Here is a 17026-nt window from a genome sequence, read left to right as displayed (position 1 = left end):
GGGGGTGGTGCGGCCGCAGCGCAGCGAGGCACGGCCCCGTCTAATCCCGTTGCGGGGGAGAGGCGGCCGGGACCGCCTTTCCCCCTTCAAACAGGATCGACGCCGGCGCACGCCGGCACCATGAAGCGAGACCCGCTTGCGATCTCGCCCCCGCCATGTGGGTCGTCACCTTGGGCCAAGACCGCTTGCGGGCTTGGGGAACGAAGCGAGTAGGGCCACGGTGCCGCGCCAGCGGCAGGCGCCGCCCCCTAGCCTGGATTGAAATTGTTGCTCAACTGAGCTACATTATCGGCTTGACTAAGGAGGTTCCAATGGCCGCTACCGCTTTCGTGCGCGCGCGCATCGACGAAACATTGAAGGATGAAGCCGCCGCCGTGCTGGCCGAGCTGGGGCTGACCGTCTCGGATGTGGTCCGCATGACCCTCACGCGGGTCGCCAAGGATCATGCGTTGCCGTTCGAGCTGAAGGTGCCGAACGCCGAGACGCGCGCCGCGATCGAGGCGTCCCGCGCGACGATGAAGGCTCGCCGCGCCCGTTTCACCGATGCCCAGGAAATGTTCGATGCCCTCGACCAAGAAGCCCGCCAGCAGTAAGCGGGCGGCGTTCCCAAGAGAGGCGTCCTACGAAAAAAGGTTCGTCAAGGATTGGGAGCGGCTGTCGCGCAGCGGGCGCTACAACATGAAACAGCTCAAGGAGGCGATGATGATGCTCATCGCCAACGACGCGCCGTTAGGCCCGGAATGGCTGGATCATCCGCTGAAAGGCGATTGGAGCGATCATCGCGAGTGCCATATCGGCGGCGATTTCCTGCTGATCTATACGATTGAGGGGAATCTGGTGAACTTCGTGCGCGCCGGCACTCATGCGGAACTGTTTGAATAGCCATGCGCGTAATCTTCATTCGCCACGGCGAATCTACCGGCAACGCCGGCGTGCCCTGCCACGATCTCGGCGCGATCGAGCTGACGGAGCTGGGCCAGGAACAGGCACGCGAAGTCGCGGCGAGCTGGATAGAAGCGCCCGCGCTCATCGTCACGTCGCCCTATACCCGCACGCAGCAGACGGCTGCGCCAACGATCGCGCGCTTTCCCGGCGTGCCGGTGGAAGTGTGGCCGATAGAGGAGTTCACCTATCTGCAACCGGCGCGCTGGAACGGCACGCGCAGCGCGGAGCGGATGCCGCACCTCGAACGCTATTGGAGCGCGGCCGATCCTGATTATTGCGACGGGGAAGGGGCGGAGAGCTTCGCCACCCTGCTCCGGCGCTGCGAGGCCGCGCTGGCGCGGCTCGCCGCCATGCCGCCCGCCTCGCTGGTCTATGTGTTCGGGCATGGGCAGTTCATCCAGGCCGCGCGCGCGATCGTGGCCGACGCTCATCTTGACGATCAGGCAAAGATGCGCGCCTTCTGGCGCAAGGGCGAGCCGCCAGCGATCAGCAACGCGCAGCGGGTAGGATTCCGCTGGCATGGCAGGCGCTGGGAATGTGCGCCGGCGATCGCCGCCTAAATCAACGCCAGAGAGGGCGGGGGGCGTCGCTCATCACCCCTGTAGCCGCGAAATCGTCGCTTGGCTGACGTTGAACAGCGCCGCGACCGATCGCTGGGTGTCGCCTGCGTCGAGCTTGCGCCGCGCCTCGGCCTGCTGGTGCGGGGTGAGGGCGCTCTTGCGGCCGAACTTGACCCCGCGCGCCTTGGCCTGGGCGCGGCCAGCGCTGGTGCGCTCGGCGATCCGCTGGCGCTCGTAGCTGGCCGCGACGCCTAGAACGGCAATCACAACTTCGGCGAGCTGCGAGGTCGTGTCCACCATCGGTTCGGCGATCGAGCGGAAGCCGGCCCCGGCCTCCTTTACCGCATGGAGGATGTTCAAGAGGTCGCGCGTGTTGCGGGCGAGGCGATCGGTCGCCGTCACCATCAGCACGTCGCCGGGATCGAGCGCGCCGATCGCGCGCTTGAGCTGGGGCCGCTCGGCCGACGCGCCGCTGATCTTCTCGCGGTAGATCTTCGCGCAGCCCGCCGCCTCAAGCTGGGCGAGCTGCTGGGCCAAATCTTGGCCGTTGGTGGAGACGCGCGCATAGCCGTAAATCATGGCGCGATTCTGCATCAGATTTTTGCATCAGGGAAGGGCACGGAAAAGCGCGGCTTTTGGTTTGATGCGAAACTTTTGACTTCGCACCAGAGCTTTTCCTGTGTGCCCTTTGGCGGGATAACCGAACACACCAGCATTGCTGTCGCTCGCTTAGTTCACGCAGACAGGCACCCTAATCGTATTCATTGGGCCTCCACCTGCGCTCGCTATATGACGAGTTTGCCAGACGGTACGGGTACACTTGCCCTTTTTACGGTTTTTGCTCGTCGGTTGTTCTCGAGGCGGGGGCGCTGAATTGGCTTGGCTATTCGCCGGTTCGCGTGGGGGACAGATACCTTGCCTTTCCATGATTTCGCGATGGCGCCTTCCCTGCTCACCGGCCCAGGCATCGGCCTTGGTTTTCCCTTCAGCCAGAAACCGCCGCTTGTATTCCGCCGTGAGGCGCGCCTTGTCTGCTGCGGGAATAGACGAGGAGGAGCAGCGAGGGATTTCTTCAGCGGATACAGGCAGCGACCAAAGCAAGACTGCCATAGTAGTGGCAGCAATAAAAATACGTAACATGGCAATCTCCCGATCATCTCATGAATTCTCAAACAGACTCTTACGCCGTTGGCCTTCCGATGATGCATAAATCACTTTTGCATCAGGGTAAGGGGACGTCCAACGCCGGGCCCGCTACCTTACGATAGATTCTGCCCGGTTCCGGATTAGCGGACGATAGCGACCCCAAGCCGCAGTCGTGTCGCCTTGCGGTCATAATCGAGCAGATTTTCGCCATAGCCAGCAAAGGCTTGGCCGAAGACATAGACGTTGAGGTTGGTGTCAACGATCTTGTCCAGCGGATAGGAAAGCTCAGCGTCTATTGCGCCCTTGCCCGACGAGAAATTAATGCGGCTGTTGGTAGTCAGTCGCAGCCCGTCGTCACGGCCAAACTCCGCGAACAAGGACGTGTGGCCGCGATAGCGTTTCACATCCGGATTGTCTTCAAGGTCACCGACATAGAAGGAGTAGCGCGGGCCCAGCGACAGCTTGTAGTCTCCGATCGGTATCGTCGCCACAGGCTGGACATAGAGGGTGTTGAGGCTGCGCGACGCCAACCCATCGCGGCCGTTGGACTCATGGCGCAGCCCCGCCTGTCCGCCGAACGCCAATGTGCCCTTCGATACGGCCGGTAGCAGGTAGAAAAGTTCGGGCATGAAATCGATGTTACGGAAGGGCGAAGAATCCCCGCCCAGATCCCAGAACAGGCGCTGGGTATAGGGCCCAGTCGGCCCGAAGCTGCGATTTTGGCCATGTTGAAGAACAAAGATTGAACATGGCGATCTACCAGGCTCGCTCTTGTCCTCCAATCTCGTAAACATCGGTCTCGATCGAGCACCTGTAGCTCTCTGCGATGTTGAACATCTCTGTCTGGAGAGATGCGATCTCATCATCGAGGCTGACGCCATCGGCACCCTGATCATAGGCGACGGTCAGCGTGTAATCGCAGTTCCCGGTCTTTTGCATCTGGTAATCCCGCTCCAGCATCGCCTCAATGCGCTCGCGAGCGGGCTTTCTGCCACGACCATGCTTGTTGAAGTTCTCGATGGTCAGATGCAGGGCGATGGTGACAGAAGGCGGCTTTTCCGGCAGCCCGATCCTTGAAGGAATGACGTCAAGCGCCCGATAGACGGTCATTCTTGAGATCTTGAGGTCGCGCGCGACGCTGGCCTTGCTCGCGCCGGCGGTGATCCGGCGTCGGATTTCATCGTCATCGATGTTTTTCTTCCGGCCTTTGTAGACGCCTTCGGCGCGCGCCGCCTCGATCCCGGCGCGCTGCCGGTCCTTGATGAACGTCAGTTCCATGTCCGCGACCATGCCCAGAATGGTGATCACCATCCGCCCCATGCTTCCGGCCGTCGTCACCTCCGGCTCAAGCACCCGCAATGAGGCTCCCTTCTGGTCGAGTTCATGAACCAGATTGAGAACATCGCGTGTGGAGCGACCGAGCCGATCGAGACGCAGGACGACGAGTTCGTCATCGGCGCGCAGGAACTGCATGATCGTCTCAAGCTCCGTGCGTCCAGTGCGCGATGCGCCCGAGCCTGTTTCGGAGCGGAGGATTTCACAGCCCGCTGCCTTCAACCGGGCAACCTGGATGTCGAGATCCTGGTCGATGGTGCTGACGCGGGCGTAGCCGACGCGGGTCATGGGCAAATCCGTCACATTAGGGTGGCTTTGCCCTCGTACAGTAACATTGGTGACGGAACCACCCTTTTGTGACATGTCGTATATGTCACTTCCGATCGTCACGTTCGGGTGCACCCAAATGGTGCGAGCGGAAAGGCCCCGGTCAGGCAGCAAGCCGCCCAAAATCGATCCGGCTATTCAGATCGAGGTCGAAGCGGCCATAAGGATTGACGTGGCTGTAAATCAGCGGTGTGAGGCCGCGATAATCATCCGGCGTCATCCGGCCCGTCCATTTCGGTTCCACCAGCACGCTCTGAAGCATTCGGGTGTTCACATAGACAAGCGACGCTTGCAGCAAATGTAGCGCCAGGACCGAGAGCTGCTGCTCATCGATGCGGTTAGTGGCGATCTCGCCGCCCTTGCCGAAGAAAACGAACCCATTGGCACTGTTCCAGTTTTCAACGACATTCAGGCCTTCATGAATTTCGCGGCGGAAGGACTCCTCGCGCAGATACCGGCACAGGAAGATCGTCTTGACCGCGCGGCCCAGCTCACTCAACGCCTTGTAGGTCGGGTGCATCACCTCGGAGCGGCTAAACCGGCGCAGGATCGCCTCCGGGTCGGCGGTTTTTGTCTGCATCGCGGCTGCATATTTGACCATCTCGTCATATTGCTGCTCGATCTCATCCCAGTTGATCGGACTGGAGAGGATCGGCTGCAAGTGGGGAAGCCGCGTTCGCATGCCGACATCGGGAAGAGCCAGCTTCTGGCGAGCGATCGCTTTCAGGCGGGGTGCAAGCTCAAATCCGAGAAGCCGGCAAAATGCAAAGCCAACCGCGCTTTGGCCATGACTATCAACATATTGTCGCTGGATTTCCATGTCGGTGCAATGGCGCAGCACGCCCTCGATCATGGAGGCGACCTCGGAGGAAGAGCAGCGCTTGAGCTGGGAATAGACGCATGTCGCGCGTCGTTCGACATGCCAGTAGATCATGACGCCCCGTCCACCATAACGCGCATGCCATTCCGTCATCAGGTTGCGATCCCAGGCTCCGAACTTTGTGGAATCTGACGCACAGGCCGTGCCGGCGTCCCCCCAGACTGCAGCATTGCGGATTGCCAGGGTCGCATTCGCAACCCTGGCACACGCCTCCTTGAGCGCCGCGGCATGAACGAAGCGGCGATGGACATGCAGCAGCTCTTCATAGCTGACATCGGGGGTGGCGCCGGCGATCCGCTTGAGCCCGGCATTCGTTCCCAGGCCGTAGAGGCATAGCAGGAGACGTTGATCCAGCGCGGTTTTCGGCAGTGCAACACGCGAGGCCGATGTTTCGAACGCTTCGAGAAGTCCCGTATCAAGGGCAGCCTCCTTCAGTACGTCGAGCAGCCCGGTCATCGGCCAGCGTTGGCCGATCTCGGTCTTGATCGAGGCGAGACCCCTGGGTTCGGGCAAGGGTTTGAACGGGGTGAGAGATATACGGTTCTCGCCGCGCCACAGCAGCCGAACCTTGTCGTTCCGGGGAATATTGGCATTGAGGAGCAACAGTTCCTGAGCAAGCTCTTCCCGGATGGCGCTTGAAAATGCACGCGCATCCGCCGTCAGGTTCAATCCTGTGTAATATGCTTCTCGCCGCGCATCGAAGTCCTTGGGAAGATCGTCATCGGGATTGCGGTATCGGTCCGCCCCGACAACCCAGATTTCCTTAGAACGGATGCGATCGCGCAGTTGCGCGAGGACACAAAGCTCATAATGTTGATTGCCACTGAGATCTGACCCGGGATTTTCATCGAGAAGTGACCCGGGTGGTGGTTATGTCCCGCGATGCGGGTTTGAGGTCAAGCGGGTGATTTTTCCTCTCTTGTTTTGGGTGCTGCGGAGCTGACCCTGAACCGGAAGCTGTCATTGCCGGTTTCGAGGATGTGGCAGTGGTGAGTGAGCCGATCGAGCAGCGCGGTTGTCATCTTGGCATCGCCGAACACGCCGGACCATTCGCTGAAGCTGAGGTTGGTTGTGATGACGACGCTGGTGCGCTCATAAAGCTTGCTGAGCAGATGGAAGAGAAGCGCGCCGCCTGACGGGCTGAACGGCAGGTATCCCAACTCATCCAGGATGACGAGGTCGAGACGCAGAAGGCGCTCGGCAAGCTGACCTGCCTTGTTCAGGGCCTTTTCCTGTTCCAGCGCATTGACCAGATCGACGGTGGCGAAGAAGCGGACCTTCTTGCGATGATGCTCGACGGCCTGCACACCGAGCGCGGTGGCAATGTGCGTCTTGCCGGTGCCGGGCCCACCGATGAGCACCACGTTGTCAGCGCCATCGATGAACTCCCCGCGGTAGAGCTGGCGAACCATGGCTTCATTGACCTCGCTGGAAGCGAAGTCGAACCCGGCCAGGTCCTTGTAGGCGGGGAACCTGGCCGCCTTGATCTGGTAAGCGATGGACCTGACCTCGCGCTCGGCAAGCTCGGCCTTGAGCAACTGGGAGAGGATGGGGACGGCTGCATCGAACGCGGGCGCCCCCTGTTCGGTCAGGTCACTGACAGCCTGGGCCATGCCGTACATCTTGAGTGCGCGCAGCATGACCACGACGGCAGCGCTGGCAGGATCATGACGCATGACGCAGATCCTTGTTCCGCAGTGTGTCGTAGCGCGCGACGTTGGCCTTGGGCTCGCGCCGCAGGATCAGGGCCTGCGGGGCATCGATCCTTGGCGGAGTAGCGTCCTTGCCGTCGATCAGGCGGTGCAGGATGTTGAGGATGTGGGTCTTGGTCGCGACGCCGGCGTCCAATGCCAGTTCCACGGCACGCAGAACGGCCCGTTCGTCATGGTGCAAGACCAGCTAATGGGATGGACGGCTCTCCCACCCCGGAGCATCGTTGTGCAACCGGCAGTCGAAGGAGAGGAATGATGACCATCGATGTACTTGGTATTGATCTGGCGAAGAATGTCTTCCAGCTGCATGGCGTTGATCGCAAGGGCAATGCGATTTTCAAACGGCGGGTCATGCGCGACCAACTACTTTCGGTGCTGGCCGGGATTGAGCCCTGCACCGTCGCGATCGAAGCCTGCACAGGAGCATTTTGCTGGGCCCGCCAATTTGAAGAGTTGGGCCACAACGTGAAGATCGTGAGTCCTCAATATGTGAAGCCATTTGTCCGCAGGCAGAAGAACGACGGCAACGATGCCGAGGCGATCTGTACGGCTGTGCGTCAACCCCACATTCCGCTGGTGCCTAAGAAAAGCGTTGAGCAACAGGATATCCAGGCTCTACACCGCGCCCGCCAGCGTCTTGTGAACCACCGAACGGCCCTGGTCAGCCAGATGCGCGGGCTGCTGCTTGATCGTGGCATTGCCTTTGCCAAGTCGATTACCCGGGTGAGACGCATGATTCCGGAGATACTCGCACGCGCCGACTCCGGCCTCTCGACTATGGCCCGTGAGACCATTGCCGAGCTCTGGGATTTCTTCTGCGATCTCGAACGCCGCATCGAGCATTTCGACAAGAAAATCGAAGCCGTCTTCAAATCGAGCGAGCCCTGTCAGCGTGTCGCCAGGATCAAAGGCGTTGGGCCCAAAACGGCAACAGCGATTGTCGCGGCGGTCGGCGATGGTTCGGACTTCAGGAATGGGCGCCACATGGCGGCCTGGCTTGGATTAGTACCGCGCCAGTTCTCGAGCGGTGATAAGGCGGTGCTTATGGGCATCTCTAAACGAGGAAGCCAGCATTTGCGCAGCCTATTGGTTCACGGCGCGCGTGCCGTCGTGAGAACGGCACCCAATAAAAATGATCCCATCAGCCAATGGGCCAACCAGCTTCGGGAGCGACGCGGGTTCAACCGCGCAACGGTTGCCATCGCCAACAAGAATGCACGGATAATCTGGGCCGTGCTTCGAACGGGCGATCAATACCGCGCCGCCGCCTGAAGAACCGAACCAGTTTGCGAGTAGACGGAGAAATGGACTGCACTGATCGAGCCGACGCGCGACGAGCCTGACTATTATCGAGGCCCTTGAGGCCTACCAGCTGTAGAGGTGCGCGTGTGCGGATTTCCCATTTGGGCGCTCTGGACAACCAGCTGACGCCGGATAGATGTTTGCAACTGATCCACGCAGAACGTTTCAATGCCGCTTGCAAAGGGAGAGCCGTCCATAGAGATAATATCTCCACCATCTCCTTGTCGCCGCCGGGATGCCGCAGAAGTTGGCCCTGCAGTTGCCGGAACGCGGTCGGCATCTCGGTGAAGGGGGCGCCGTTGCGCAGGGCACCGGGCTTGCGCTGAACAACCGCGAGGTAGTGCCGCCAGTCATAGATCGTCCGTCCCGGCTGATCATGGGATCGCTGGATGACCCGCTCATGTTCGCACAGGATCTGTCCTTCGGCCGCGACGACAATGCGCTCGGGGTAAATCCGCACGCTCACCGGCCGGTTGGCAAAGGAGGCAGGCACGCTATACCGGTTGCGCTCGAACGATATCAGGCAGGTCGGGGATACCCGCTTGGCATGCTCGACGAAGCCGTCGAAGCGCCGCCCCAGCGGCATCAGGCTGGCAACTTCGGCGGCATGTGCATCAGCAATGGTCCCGGGCAGAACACCATGCTGGATCTGGCTCCACTGCGCGATGCAATGCACCTCGAGCCAGACATTGAGCGCATCGATATCCGGGAAGGCAGGCATCACCTGCCATAGTCGCCGCCGTGCATCCTGCACGTTCTTCTCGACCTGGCCCTTCTCCCATCCCGAGGCCGGGTTGCAGAACTCGGGTTCGAACAGATAGTGGCTCGCCATGGCGGCAAAGCGGGCGTTGACCTGGCGAGCCTTGCCGGTGCCTATCTTGTCGACTGCAGTCCTCATGTTGTCGAATATCCCGCGCTGCGGCACGCCGCCCAGAACCCGGAAGGCCTGGGTTATGGCGTCGAACAGCATCTCATGGGTCTGGAGCGGATAGGCCCGCACGATGAAGGCCTTGCTGTGCGCCAGCTTGGTGTGTGCGGCCTGCAACTTGGTCTGCTTACCGGCGATTATGGCCCAGTCCTCGCTCCAGTCGAACTGGAATGCCTCGCCTGGCTGGAACACCAGCGGCACGAAAGTCCCGCGCCCACTCGTCTGGGCGTCACGTTGACGGTCGGCCTTCCAGGCCCGCACGAACGCCGCCACGCGGTTGTAGGAACCATCGTAACCCAAAACCATGAGATCCGCGTGCATCTGCTTGGCCGTGCGCCGCTGCTTGCGCGACTTGCTGGCCTCGATCCGCAGCCACGCCGATAGCTTCTCGGCAAACGGGTCCAGCTTGCTCGGACGTGCCGGAACCTTGAACGTCGGCTCGACCGTATCCGCCCGCAGGTACTTGCGGATCGTATTGCGCGACAGTCCGGTGCGCCGTTCAATCTCCCGGATCGGGATATGCTGACGGAAATGCCAGCGTCGAATTACACTCAGTAACGCCATGTCGATCACTCCTTGTTCCCCCGACGCAAAAGCCTGGGGAAAGGTCAGAACATGGGTCACTTCTCAGTGGAAATTTATGCCCCTCCCGGGTCAGATCTCAGTGGCAATCTACAGGCCATGATCGAAGAGGCGGAGATCGACGAGATCGTAGTATCAGCGGCGATGAACGGCGTGCCGGCGAACTGGTTGACCTCCTCGATCCGATCCATCGGCTTGGATCCCTTGCGTCTACCCGCGATCCGAACGCCAATGCCCGCCAAGCCGTGGCGCGAGATCTGGAGCGCGGGGCACAGCGTAGGTCTCATCGAGTCGATCGAGCCGGTAAGCTCTCTCGTCGAGCGGCTCATCGCCGACCTCGAGAAATTATCGGTCCCGGACTGGCGAGGCAGATTGGCCCACCTGGACGCGATCTGGCAGCGCGCCGGACCGAGCCGATAGGAAAGGGAAGAGAATAATGGCCTTCACGACGCGTATTACCGAGATGCTGGAGATCCAGCATCCGATCGTTCAAGGCGGCATGCAGAACGTCGGTGTGGCCGAGTTGGCCTCGGCCGTCTCCGAAGCTGGTGGCCTCGGGATATTGACCGGCCTGAGCCAACCTACGCCATCGGCTCTCCGCGACGAGATCGAGCGCTGCCGCTCGATGACCAGCAAGCCTTTCGGGGTAAACCTCACAATCTTTCCGACCATCAACTCGCCGGATTACAAGGCGTATGCCCAGGCGATCATCGAGGGTGGCGTGAAGACGGTTGAGACGGCCGGCACGCCCGCGGTTCGGGAGATCTGGGAGATGCTGAAGCCGCACGGCGTCACCATCCTCCACAAATGCACGGCTGTTCGACATGCCCTGTCAGCCGAGCGGGCAGGATGCGACGTCATCTCGATCGATGGCTTCGAGTGCGCAGGCCACCCCGGGGAGGACGACATCCCGGGACTGATCCTGATCCCGGCCGCGGCCGACAAGGTGCGGATCCCGATGCTCGCGAGCGGCGGTTTCGGTGACGGTCGTGGCCTGATCGCCGCCCTAGCTCTCGGAGCGGAGGGCATCAACATGGGAACGCGCTTCTGCGCCACCATGGAGGCGCCGATCCATGAGAACGTGAAGCAGCAGTACCTGAAGAACGATGAACGAGGATCGAACCTCATCTTCCGTAACTTCAAGAATACGGCTCGTGTCGGGAAAAACGAGGTGTCGGACGAAGTCGTCCGGCGACTGGCAGAGCCGGATGCGCGCTTCTCGGACGTGCAGGAACTCGTCGCGGGCTCGGCCGGAAAGGAAGTGCTTCGCACCGGTGATCTGTCGAAGGGCATCTTCTGGGCGGGCATGGTTCAGGGCATCATTCATGACATCCCGACCTGCAAAGAATTGATTGAGCGGACGATCTCCGAAGCGGAGCACATAATCAATGATAGGCTCGGCGCGTTCTTGCACGGCAAGACGCCCCGTCCGCGCTGACGGACGCGCCTGCCGCTTGACCTAACCGACGCCAGCTCCGGAAGCACAGGTTCGGCGGTGTGGCGCACATCTTCATCTAAGGAGTAGATAAGTGAACGACGAGGTTCTCACACGCGATGATGATGGCGTCCTAGTCATCACGATCAACCGGCCGGACGCCAAGAACGCGATGACGAAGGCCGCCGCCGAAGGCATCGCCGCCGCTCTGGACAGACTGGATTCCGATGATCACTTGCGCGTCGGTATCATCACGGGCGCGGGCGGCACCTTCTGCTCCGGCATGGATCTAAAGGGCTTCCTCCGCGGAGAGACACCTACCGTCGAAGGTAGAGGCTTCGGCGGACTCACGCTCTCTTCGCCGAAGAAGCCATTGATCGCGGCTGTTGACGGCTACGCCCTCGCTGGCGGATTGGAACTCATGATCGCGTGCGATCTCGTCGTCGCCAACGCCGATGCGAAATTCGGCATTCCCGAGGCGAAACGCGGTCTTGCCGCGGGCGCGGGAGGGCTGATCCGCTTACCGGAGCAGGTGCCCTCGCGCATAGCGATGGAGCTCGCCCTGACAGGCGATTTCATCGATGCCCGACGCGCGTACGAGATCGGCCTGGTAAACAGGGTTGTCGATGGTCCCGCGATCGATGGCGCGCTGACGATGGCCTCCGCGATCAGCGCCAATGGTCCGATCGCCGTCCGCGTCTCGAAGCAAATCATTGTCGAGGCGCGCAGCTGGCCCGCGGATGAACGTTGGGCCCGTCAGGCGCAACTGCTTCCGCAGGTGTTCGAGTCGGCGGATGCGCGGGAGGGGGCGGCAGCGTTCGCGGAAAAGCGGTCTCCGCGTTGGACGGGGCTGTGGATCGGCGTGGAAAAAGGACCCCGGTAGCGGGGTGATCGGCGTCGAAAAAAGACCCCTCATCCCGGTGGTCTAGGCTGCACGCTTGGCGGTGTGTCAGGCGGCGAGATCGGGATGTTGGTATTGGAGACGGTGTTGAGGATCCGACGCGAGCACGCGTCGGGGAAGGCCATCAAGGCGATAGCGCGCGACCTGCATCTGTCGCGTGGTGTGGTGCGTAAGGCGGTTCGGGCGCCGGAGGCGGACATGGCCTACCGGCGAGAGGTTCAGCCGTTACCGAAGTTGGGACCGTTCCAGGCGCGGCTCGACGCGCTGCTGGAGGAAGACGAGGCGCGGTCCCGGCGCGAGAAGCTGCGCATCACGCGTATCCACGATCTGCTGCTGCGCGAGGGATTCGACGGCTCGTACGACGCGGTGCGGCGCTATGCGGCCCGCTGGCGGCAGGCGCGGCGTCGCGACGTGATGGATGCACCGGCGTTCATCCCGCTGCTGTTCCGGCCGGGCGAGGCCTACCAGTTCGACTGGAGTCACGAGGACGTCGAGATCGCGGGCAAGCCGATGCGGCTGAAGGTCGCCCATGTGCGGCTGTGCGCGTCACGGGCGATGTACGTGCGGGCCTATCCCCGCGAGACGCAGGAGATGCTGTTCGACGCACATGCACGGGCGTTCGCCTTCTTCGGGGGCGTGCCGACGCGTGGCATCTACGACAACATGAAAACGGCCGTGACGAGCGTGTTCACCGGCAAGGAACGGGTCTTCAACCGGCGGTTCCTGGTCATGGCCAACCACTACATGGTCGAGCCGACAGCGTGCTCGCCAGCGTCCGGCTGGGAAAAGGGCCAGGTCGAGAACCAGGTGCAGACGGCACGCGGCCGGTTCTTCCAGCCACGCCTGCGCTTTGCCAGCATCGAGGAGCTGAACGGCTGGCTGGAGGCGGAGTGTCGCCGCTGGGCGGACATGCACCAGCATCCCGAGCAGAAGGAGTTGACGGTGGCCCAGGCATGGGCTGCCGAGCGTGGCGTGCTCCAGCCGGTCGTCGCGCCCTTCGACGGCTTCCACGAGAGCGAGCACGCGGTGAGCGGCACGTGCCTGATAAGCTTCGACCGCAACCGCTACTCCGTCTCCGCCAAAGCGGTGCGCCGGACGGTGCAGGTCCGCGCCTATGCCGACCGCATTGTCGTGCGCTGCGACGGTGAAGTCGTCGCCGACCATCCCCGGTTCTTCGGGCGCGACCGGACCATCTACGACCCGTGGCACTATCTGCCGGTGCTGGTGACCAAGCCGGGCGCCCTGCGCAACGGCGCGCCGTTTCAGGACTGGGAGTTGCCGCCCGCGCTGTCACGACTGCGGCGTAAGCTCGGCGCCGGTGATGATGCCGACCGGCGGTTCGTGCGGGTGTTGGCGACTGTGCTCGACGACGGGCTGGAAGCGGTGGAAGCGGCCGTGCGCGAGGCGCTGCTGGCCGGTGTCACCAGTGACGACGTCATCCTCAACATCCTGGCACGGCGGCGCGAGCCGCCCCGGCCGCTGGTCATCGTCACGCCGGAAGACCTGGCGTTACGCCATCCGCCTCGTGCCGACTGCCACCGCTACGACAGCCTGCGAGGTCTCCATGCAGCGGCATGAGATGATGGCGGCCATGGCCGAGCTCGGGCTCAAGGGCATGGCTGGCGCCTTCGACGAGGCGGTGACCACCGGGCTGCAGCGCAAGCGCACGACGATGGAGATCCTGACCGACCTGCTCCGTGCCGAGGCGACCCACCGCCATGCAGCGTCGGTCCGCTACCGGATGTCGGCCGCCAAACTGCCGGCCGTGAAGGACCTCGATGCCTTCGTCTTCGACGACACCCCCATCAACGAGGGGCTGGTGCGCTCGCTGCACAGCGGCTCGTTCCTCCCCGGTCGGCGCAACGTCGTGCTGGTCGGCGGAACGGGTACCGGCAAGACGCACCTGGCCAGCGCCATTACCGCCAACGTCGTGCGCGCTGGCGCTCGCGGCCGCTACTTCAACACGGTCGACCTGGTGAACCGGCTCGAGGAGGAGACCCGCCTCGGCAAGGCCGGCACGCTTGCGAACCAGCTGTTCCGTCTCGACCTCGTGGTGCTCGACGAGCTCGGCTACCTGCCGTTTGCCCGCTCGGGCGGCCAGCTGCTCTTCCACCTGCTCAGCAAGCTCTACGAGCGCACCTCCGTCATCGTCACGACCAACCTCGCCTTTGGCGAGTGGCCGACTGTCTTCGGCGACCCCAAGATGACCACCGCGCTGCTCGACCGCATTACCCACCACTGCGACATCGTCGAGACCGGCAACGACAGCTGGCGCTTCAAACACCGCAGCTGACGCCCGAGGCACCCGGCAGAGAACGCTTCGCGCTGGTTGCGCCTCCGGTCGGGCTACGCCCGCCCTACGCCGCAACCAGCGCGAACGGCGCGCCCGTCATACCTGTCACGCTGCTCGACGAAGGGGGTCTCTTTTGGACGCCGATAGGGGGTCCTTTTTGGACGCCGATTGACAGACGGGGCGGTGATGGGTACCTTCGAGGAACGTAGCCGATCTTAGCAGTCCATAAACCAGATAGGAGCGCGCGGTGTGAACAGATCCCGAACTTCGACTACGCTATTAGGCGTCGGACTCGGACTTGCCGCAACGGCCGTGATTGTCGCAAGCAGAAAGCGTGACGCAGGAGCCGCGATCAACCTATTTGACGCTGCGGAAGCACGCTCGGTCAATCAAGCATCGTTCACGCAAGTTCCCATAATCAAGCAGCCCCTCCCGACGCGCGTCAAAGCACTCGCGCGCATCATGGCCGGTGCAGGCGACATTACGGTCGATCTGCTCGCGTCGGGAAAGATGGCGTCCGCAGGAAGGTCCGGCGGGGCGCTGAAGGGCGCCATCATGGGCTTCAAGCGCGACGGGGTGACGTGCGTGGACAAGTCGATCGAAGGACGCGACGGCCCGATCAAGGTGAGGATATACACGCCCGAGGCGCTCGAGACCGCGCCTCGGCCCCTCGTCGTGGAATTTCACGGTGGTGGATGGGCGGTTGGCGATCTCAGCACGGCCGATTGGATTGCGAGCACCATCGCGCGCGACCTGGACGCTATCGTCGTCTCCGTTGATTATCGTCTCTCACCTACACACCCGTTCCCGGCGGGCCTGCACGATTGCTACGATGCGCTCGCATGGGCTGCGAGTAACATGGAGATGCTCGGCGCGCGCGCGAAGCGCCTAGGCGTCATGGGAGAGAGCGCTGGCGGAAATCTCGCAGCCGCCGTAACCTTGATGGCGCGCGAACAAGGTGGACCGGTCATCGATCACCAGGTGCTTCTATATCCTGCAACAGATCTGCGGAACTCGACGCGCTCCCGACGCCAGAATATGAAAGGGCCGGTGCTCGTCGGAAATGCGCTCGACGCTTTCGAGGAGTCCTATGCCGGGAAAGGAGACCCGACGAACGATTGGCGGCTGTCGCCGCTGCGGGCGCGTGACAAGGAAAACCTACCTCCAGCGCTAGTTCAGATCGCGAGCTACGATCCGCTCTACGATGACGGCGTGGCCTATGCGGAAGCACTGCGAGACGCGGGTGTGCCGACAAGGCTCACGGCTTACACGGCCATGCCGCACGGTTATGTCAACATGCCGTATTTCTGCCGGGACGCAAAGGCGGCCATGCGGGAGGTCGTGGCGGAGCAGCGCAAGTATCTCAGAGCCGATCGATAAGGAGCGGATCCCGGGTCACGGATCGATCCGGGGTTCAGCCATCGTATCGCTAAATCGAAAAACGCGTTAGCAGAGGCCGTGCAACCAGTGTCGGCCCTCACCGACATCTGGTTACATGGCGTCTGGTTCGTCCTGGCCGGGCAGATCATGCCTTTGAGAGCCTAGCCGACGCTGGGGTACCCGCCGCCGCCATGGGCGAGATCCACAGCGGCTCGATCGACGAAGCCGCTCGAGTTACGCGGCAGAGCATCGACGGGCTCTGTTGCAAAGATTGGCGGCAGTCAGAGGTAGGCTGTCGCTCTGCGCCGATCAGGCGGCTGCTGCGAAATGGTGGTTGAGCATGCCCATGGCCTCCGTCAGCGCCGAGGGCCCAATGCCAAAAGCTCTCTCCACAAGGCGCACCTCGCCCCTGATGCCGGGCTGCAGGCACCAGGGGCGAGCCTGTCCTTTGCGCAGGGCTCGCATGACTTCGAATCCCTTGATCGTGGCATAGGCCGTGGGGATCGATTTGAAACCGCGCACCGGCTTGATCAGTATCTTGAGCTTTCCGTGATCGGCCTCGATCACGTTATTGAGATACTTCACCTGCCGGTGGGCCGTCTCCCGGTCCAGCTTTCCTTCGCGCTTCAATTCGGTGATCGCTGCACCATAGCTCGGCGCTTTGTCGGTATTGAGCGTGGCAGGCTTTTCCCAGTGCTTCAGGCCTCGCAGGGCCTTGCCCAGGAACCGCTTCGCTGCCTTGGCGCTGCGGGTCGGCGACAGGTAGAAATCGATCGTGTCGCCCCGCTTGTCGACTGCCCGGTACAGGTAGGTCCACTTGCCCCGCACCTTGACGTAGGTTTCATCCAGGCGCCAGCTCGGATCAAAGCCACGCCGCCAGAACCAGCGCAGCCGCTTCTCCATCTCCGGGGCGTAGCACTGGACCCAGCGATAGATCGTCGTATGGTCGACCGAAATGCCGCGTTCCGCCAGCATTTCCTCAAGGTCGCGATAGCTGATCGGATAGCGACAATACCAGCGCACCGCCCACAGGATCACATCACCCTGGAAATGGCGCCACTTGAAATCCGTCATCGTTCCGTCCGTCCAATCTCCGCCAAGCATGCTCAAGCTTCACGATTTTTGCAACAGAGCCGATCGAGGCTCGCGGTGATGCTGTAGCGCCGGCGGATGTTGCGCGCCGGATCGAGCGCCACCAGCTCGATCGGCTCGGGCAAGGACAGGTTCGCGCCATTCATGGCGCGGAGCCTACGAATTATGCCTCTCCAAGTCCGGCGACTTTCTTGAATCAATGGCACGC

17 protein-coding genes and 3 pseudogenes are annotated in these 17026 nt (G+C 62.2%); 10 read left to right on the top strand and 10 right to left on the bottom strand.

The features are described from left to right. Window positions 1-311 precede the first annotated feature (311 nt). From D6851_RS17005 to D6851_RS16995, 3 genes are read left to right on the top strand one after another with little or no spacing between them, the layout of a single operon-like run. Window positions 312-593 (top strand): type II toxin-antitoxin system RelB/DinJ family antitoxin, encoded by a 282-nt coding sequence (locus D6851_RS17005; protein WP_017501687.1) that lies wholly within the window; start codon window positions 312-314, stop codon window positions 591-593. Continuing rightward, on the top strand, window positions 562-882 hold the full coding sequence (locus D6851_RS17000) for a type II toxin-antitoxin system YafQ family toxin (protein WP_026109291.1): 321 nt from the start codon (window positions 562-564) through the stop codon (window positions 880-882). Before D6851_RS17005 ends, D6851_RS17000 begins: the two co-directional genes overlap by 32 nt. A 2-nt stretch (window positions 883-884) precedes the next feature. Continuing rightward, window positions 885-1505: a histidine phosphatase family protein gene (locus tag D6851_RS16995; protein ID WP_017501689.1), complete on the top strand. Its 621-nt coding sequence runs from the start codon at window positions 885-887 to the stop codon at window positions 1503-1505. Window positions 1506-1538: 33 nt separating this feature from the next. Here D6851_RS16995 and D6851_RS16990 read toward each other — a convergent pair whose 3' ends face one another. The 7 genes and pseudogenes from D6851_RS16990 to D6851_RS16965 all read right to left on the bottom strand — a co-directional run. Beyond that, window positions 1539-2084 (bottom strand): recombinase family protein, encoded by a 546-nt coding sequence (locus D6851_RS16990; RefSeq protein WP_038292857.1) that lies wholly within the window; start codon window positions 2082-2084, stop codon window positions 1539-1541. 150 nt (window positions 2085-2234) lie between these two features. Further along, the gene (locus D6851_RS17610) at window positions 2235-2645 is read right to left on the bottom strand and encodes a hypothetical protein (RefSeq protein ID WP_137710489.1); all 411 of its coding nucleotides are present in this window, start codon (window positions 2643-2645) and stop codon (window positions 2235-2237) included. Between the two features lie 146 nt (window positions 2646-2791). Then, the gene (locus D6851_RS16985) at window positions 2792-3445 is read right to left on the bottom strand and encodes a phospholipase A (protein WP_082594594.1); all 654 of its coding nucleotides are present in this window, start codon (window positions 3443-3445) and stop codon (window positions 2792-2794) included. Continuing rightward, window positions 3408-4274: a recombinase family protein gene (locus D6851_RS16980; RefSeq protein WP_006961816.1), complete on the bottom strand. Its 867-nt coding sequence runs from the start codon at window positions 4272-4274 to the stop codon at window positions 3408-3410. The genes D6851_RS16985 and D6851_RS16980 overlap by 38 nt, the downstream gene beginning before the upstream one ends. Before the next feature lie 142 nt (window positions 4275-4416). Further along, a pseudogene (locus tag D6851_RS16975) lies at window positions 4417-6000 on the bottom strand (Tn3 family transposase); the annotation flags it as partial. An 89-nt stretch (window positions 6001-6089) separates the two neighbouring features. Next, window positions 6090-6869, bottom strand: coding sequence for an IS21-like element helper ATPase IstB (istB, locus tag D6851_RS16970; RefSeq protein ID WP_120326050.1), 780 nt, complete (start codon window positions 6867-6869; stop codon window positions 6090-6092). Further along, window positions 6859-7092 (bottom strand): annotated as a pseudogene (locus D6851_RS16965) (IS21 family transposase); the annotation flags it as partial. The gene istB (D6851_RS16970) and the pseudogene D6851_RS16965, both read right to left, overlap by 11 nt. A gap of 68 nt (window positions 7093-7160) precedes the next feature. Between D6851_RS16965 and D6851_RS16960 the strand changes: the two are divergent. Further along, window positions 7161-8177 (top strand): IS110 family RNA-guided transposase, encoded by a 1017-nt coding sequence (locus D6851_RS16960; RefSeq protein ID WP_026109761.1) that lies wholly within the window; start codon window positions 7161-7163, stop codon window positions 8175-8177. Window positions 8178-8403: 226 nt separating this feature from the next. On the opposite strand, the pseudogene istA (D6851_RS16955) reads toward D6851_RS16960, so the two are convergent. After that, window positions 8404-9699, bottom strand: a pseudogene (gene istA, locus D6851_RS16955) (IS21 family transposase); the annotation flags it as partial. A 117-nt stretch (window positions 9700-9816) separates the two neighbouring features. Here istA (D6851_RS16955) and D6851_RS16950 point away from each other — a divergent pair. From D6851_RS16950 to D6851_RS16925, 6 genes are all read left to right on the top strand, one after another. Next, window positions 9817-10137 carry a nitronate monooxygenase family protein gene (locus D6851_RS16950; protein WP_147395515.1) on the top strand — a complete coding sequence of 107 codons (321 nt, stop codon included), beginning with the start codon at window positions 9817-9819 and terminating at the stop codon, window positions 10135-10137. A 16-nt stretch (window positions 10138-10153) separates the two neighbouring features. Further along, the gene (locus D6851_RS16945) at window positions 10154-11155 is read left to right on the top strand and encodes an NAD(P)H-dependent flavin oxidoreductase (protein WP_120326048.1); all 1002 of its coding nucleotides are present in this window, start codon (window positions 10154-10156) and stop codon (window positions 11153-11155) included. Between the two features lie 91 nt (window positions 11156-11246). Further along, window positions 11247-12035: a crotonase/enoyl-CoA hydratase family protein gene (locus D6851_RS16940; RefSeq protein WP_120326047.1), complete on the top strand. Its 789-nt coding sequence runs from the start codon at window positions 11247-11249 to the stop codon at window positions 12033-12035. An 84-nt stretch (window positions 12036-12119) separates the two neighbouring features. Next, window positions 12120-13631, top strand: a complete 1512-nt coding sequence (istA, locus tag D6851_RS16935) for an IS21 family transposase (protein WP_095686817.1) — start codon at window positions 12120-12122, stop codon at window positions 13629-13631. After that, window positions 13618-14346, top strand: coding sequence for an IS21-like element helper ATPase IstB (istB, locus tag D6851_RS16930; protein WP_095686818.1), 729 nt, complete (start codon window positions 13618-13620; stop codon window positions 14344-14346). The genes istA (D6851_RS16935) and istB (D6851_RS16930) overlap by 14 nt, the downstream gene beginning before the upstream one ends. Before the next feature lie 312 nt (window positions 14347-14658). After that, the gene (locus D6851_RS16925; protein WP_095686819.1) at window positions 14659-15726 is read left to right on the top strand and encodes an alpha/beta hydrolase; all 1068 of its coding nucleotides are present in this window, start codon (window positions 14659-14661) and stop codon (window positions 15724-15726) included. A 309-nt stretch (window positions 15727-16035) separates the two neighbouring features. On the opposite strand, the gene D6851_RS16920 is transcribed toward D6851_RS16925, so the two are convergent. Together D6851_RS16920 and D6851_RS18230 are read right to left on the bottom strand one after the other, a co-directional pair. Then, a complete protein-coding gene (locus D6851_RS16920; RefSeq protein WP_001389365.1) occupies window positions 16036-16800 on the bottom strand; it encodes an IS6-like element IS6100 family transposase in 765 nt (254 codons plus the stop codon). Window positions 16801-16832: 32 nt separating this feature from the next. Next, the gene (locus D6851_RS18230) at window positions 16833-16964 is read right to left on the bottom strand and encodes a hypothetical protein (RefSeq protein WP_274379067.1); all 132 of its coding nucleotides are present in this window, start codon (window positions 16962-16964) and stop codon (window positions 16833-16835) included. Window positions 16965-17026 lie beyond the last annotated feature (62 nt).

This window comes from Altericroceibacterium spongiae, assembly GCF_003610805.1.
GTDB lineage: Bacteria > Pseudomonadota > Alphaproteobacteria > Sphingomonadales > Sphingomonadaceae > Altericroceibacterium > Altericroceibacterium spongiae.
Note: the sequence above shows the minus strand (reverse complement) of the source record. Positions and strands in the feature narration are given on the sequence as shown.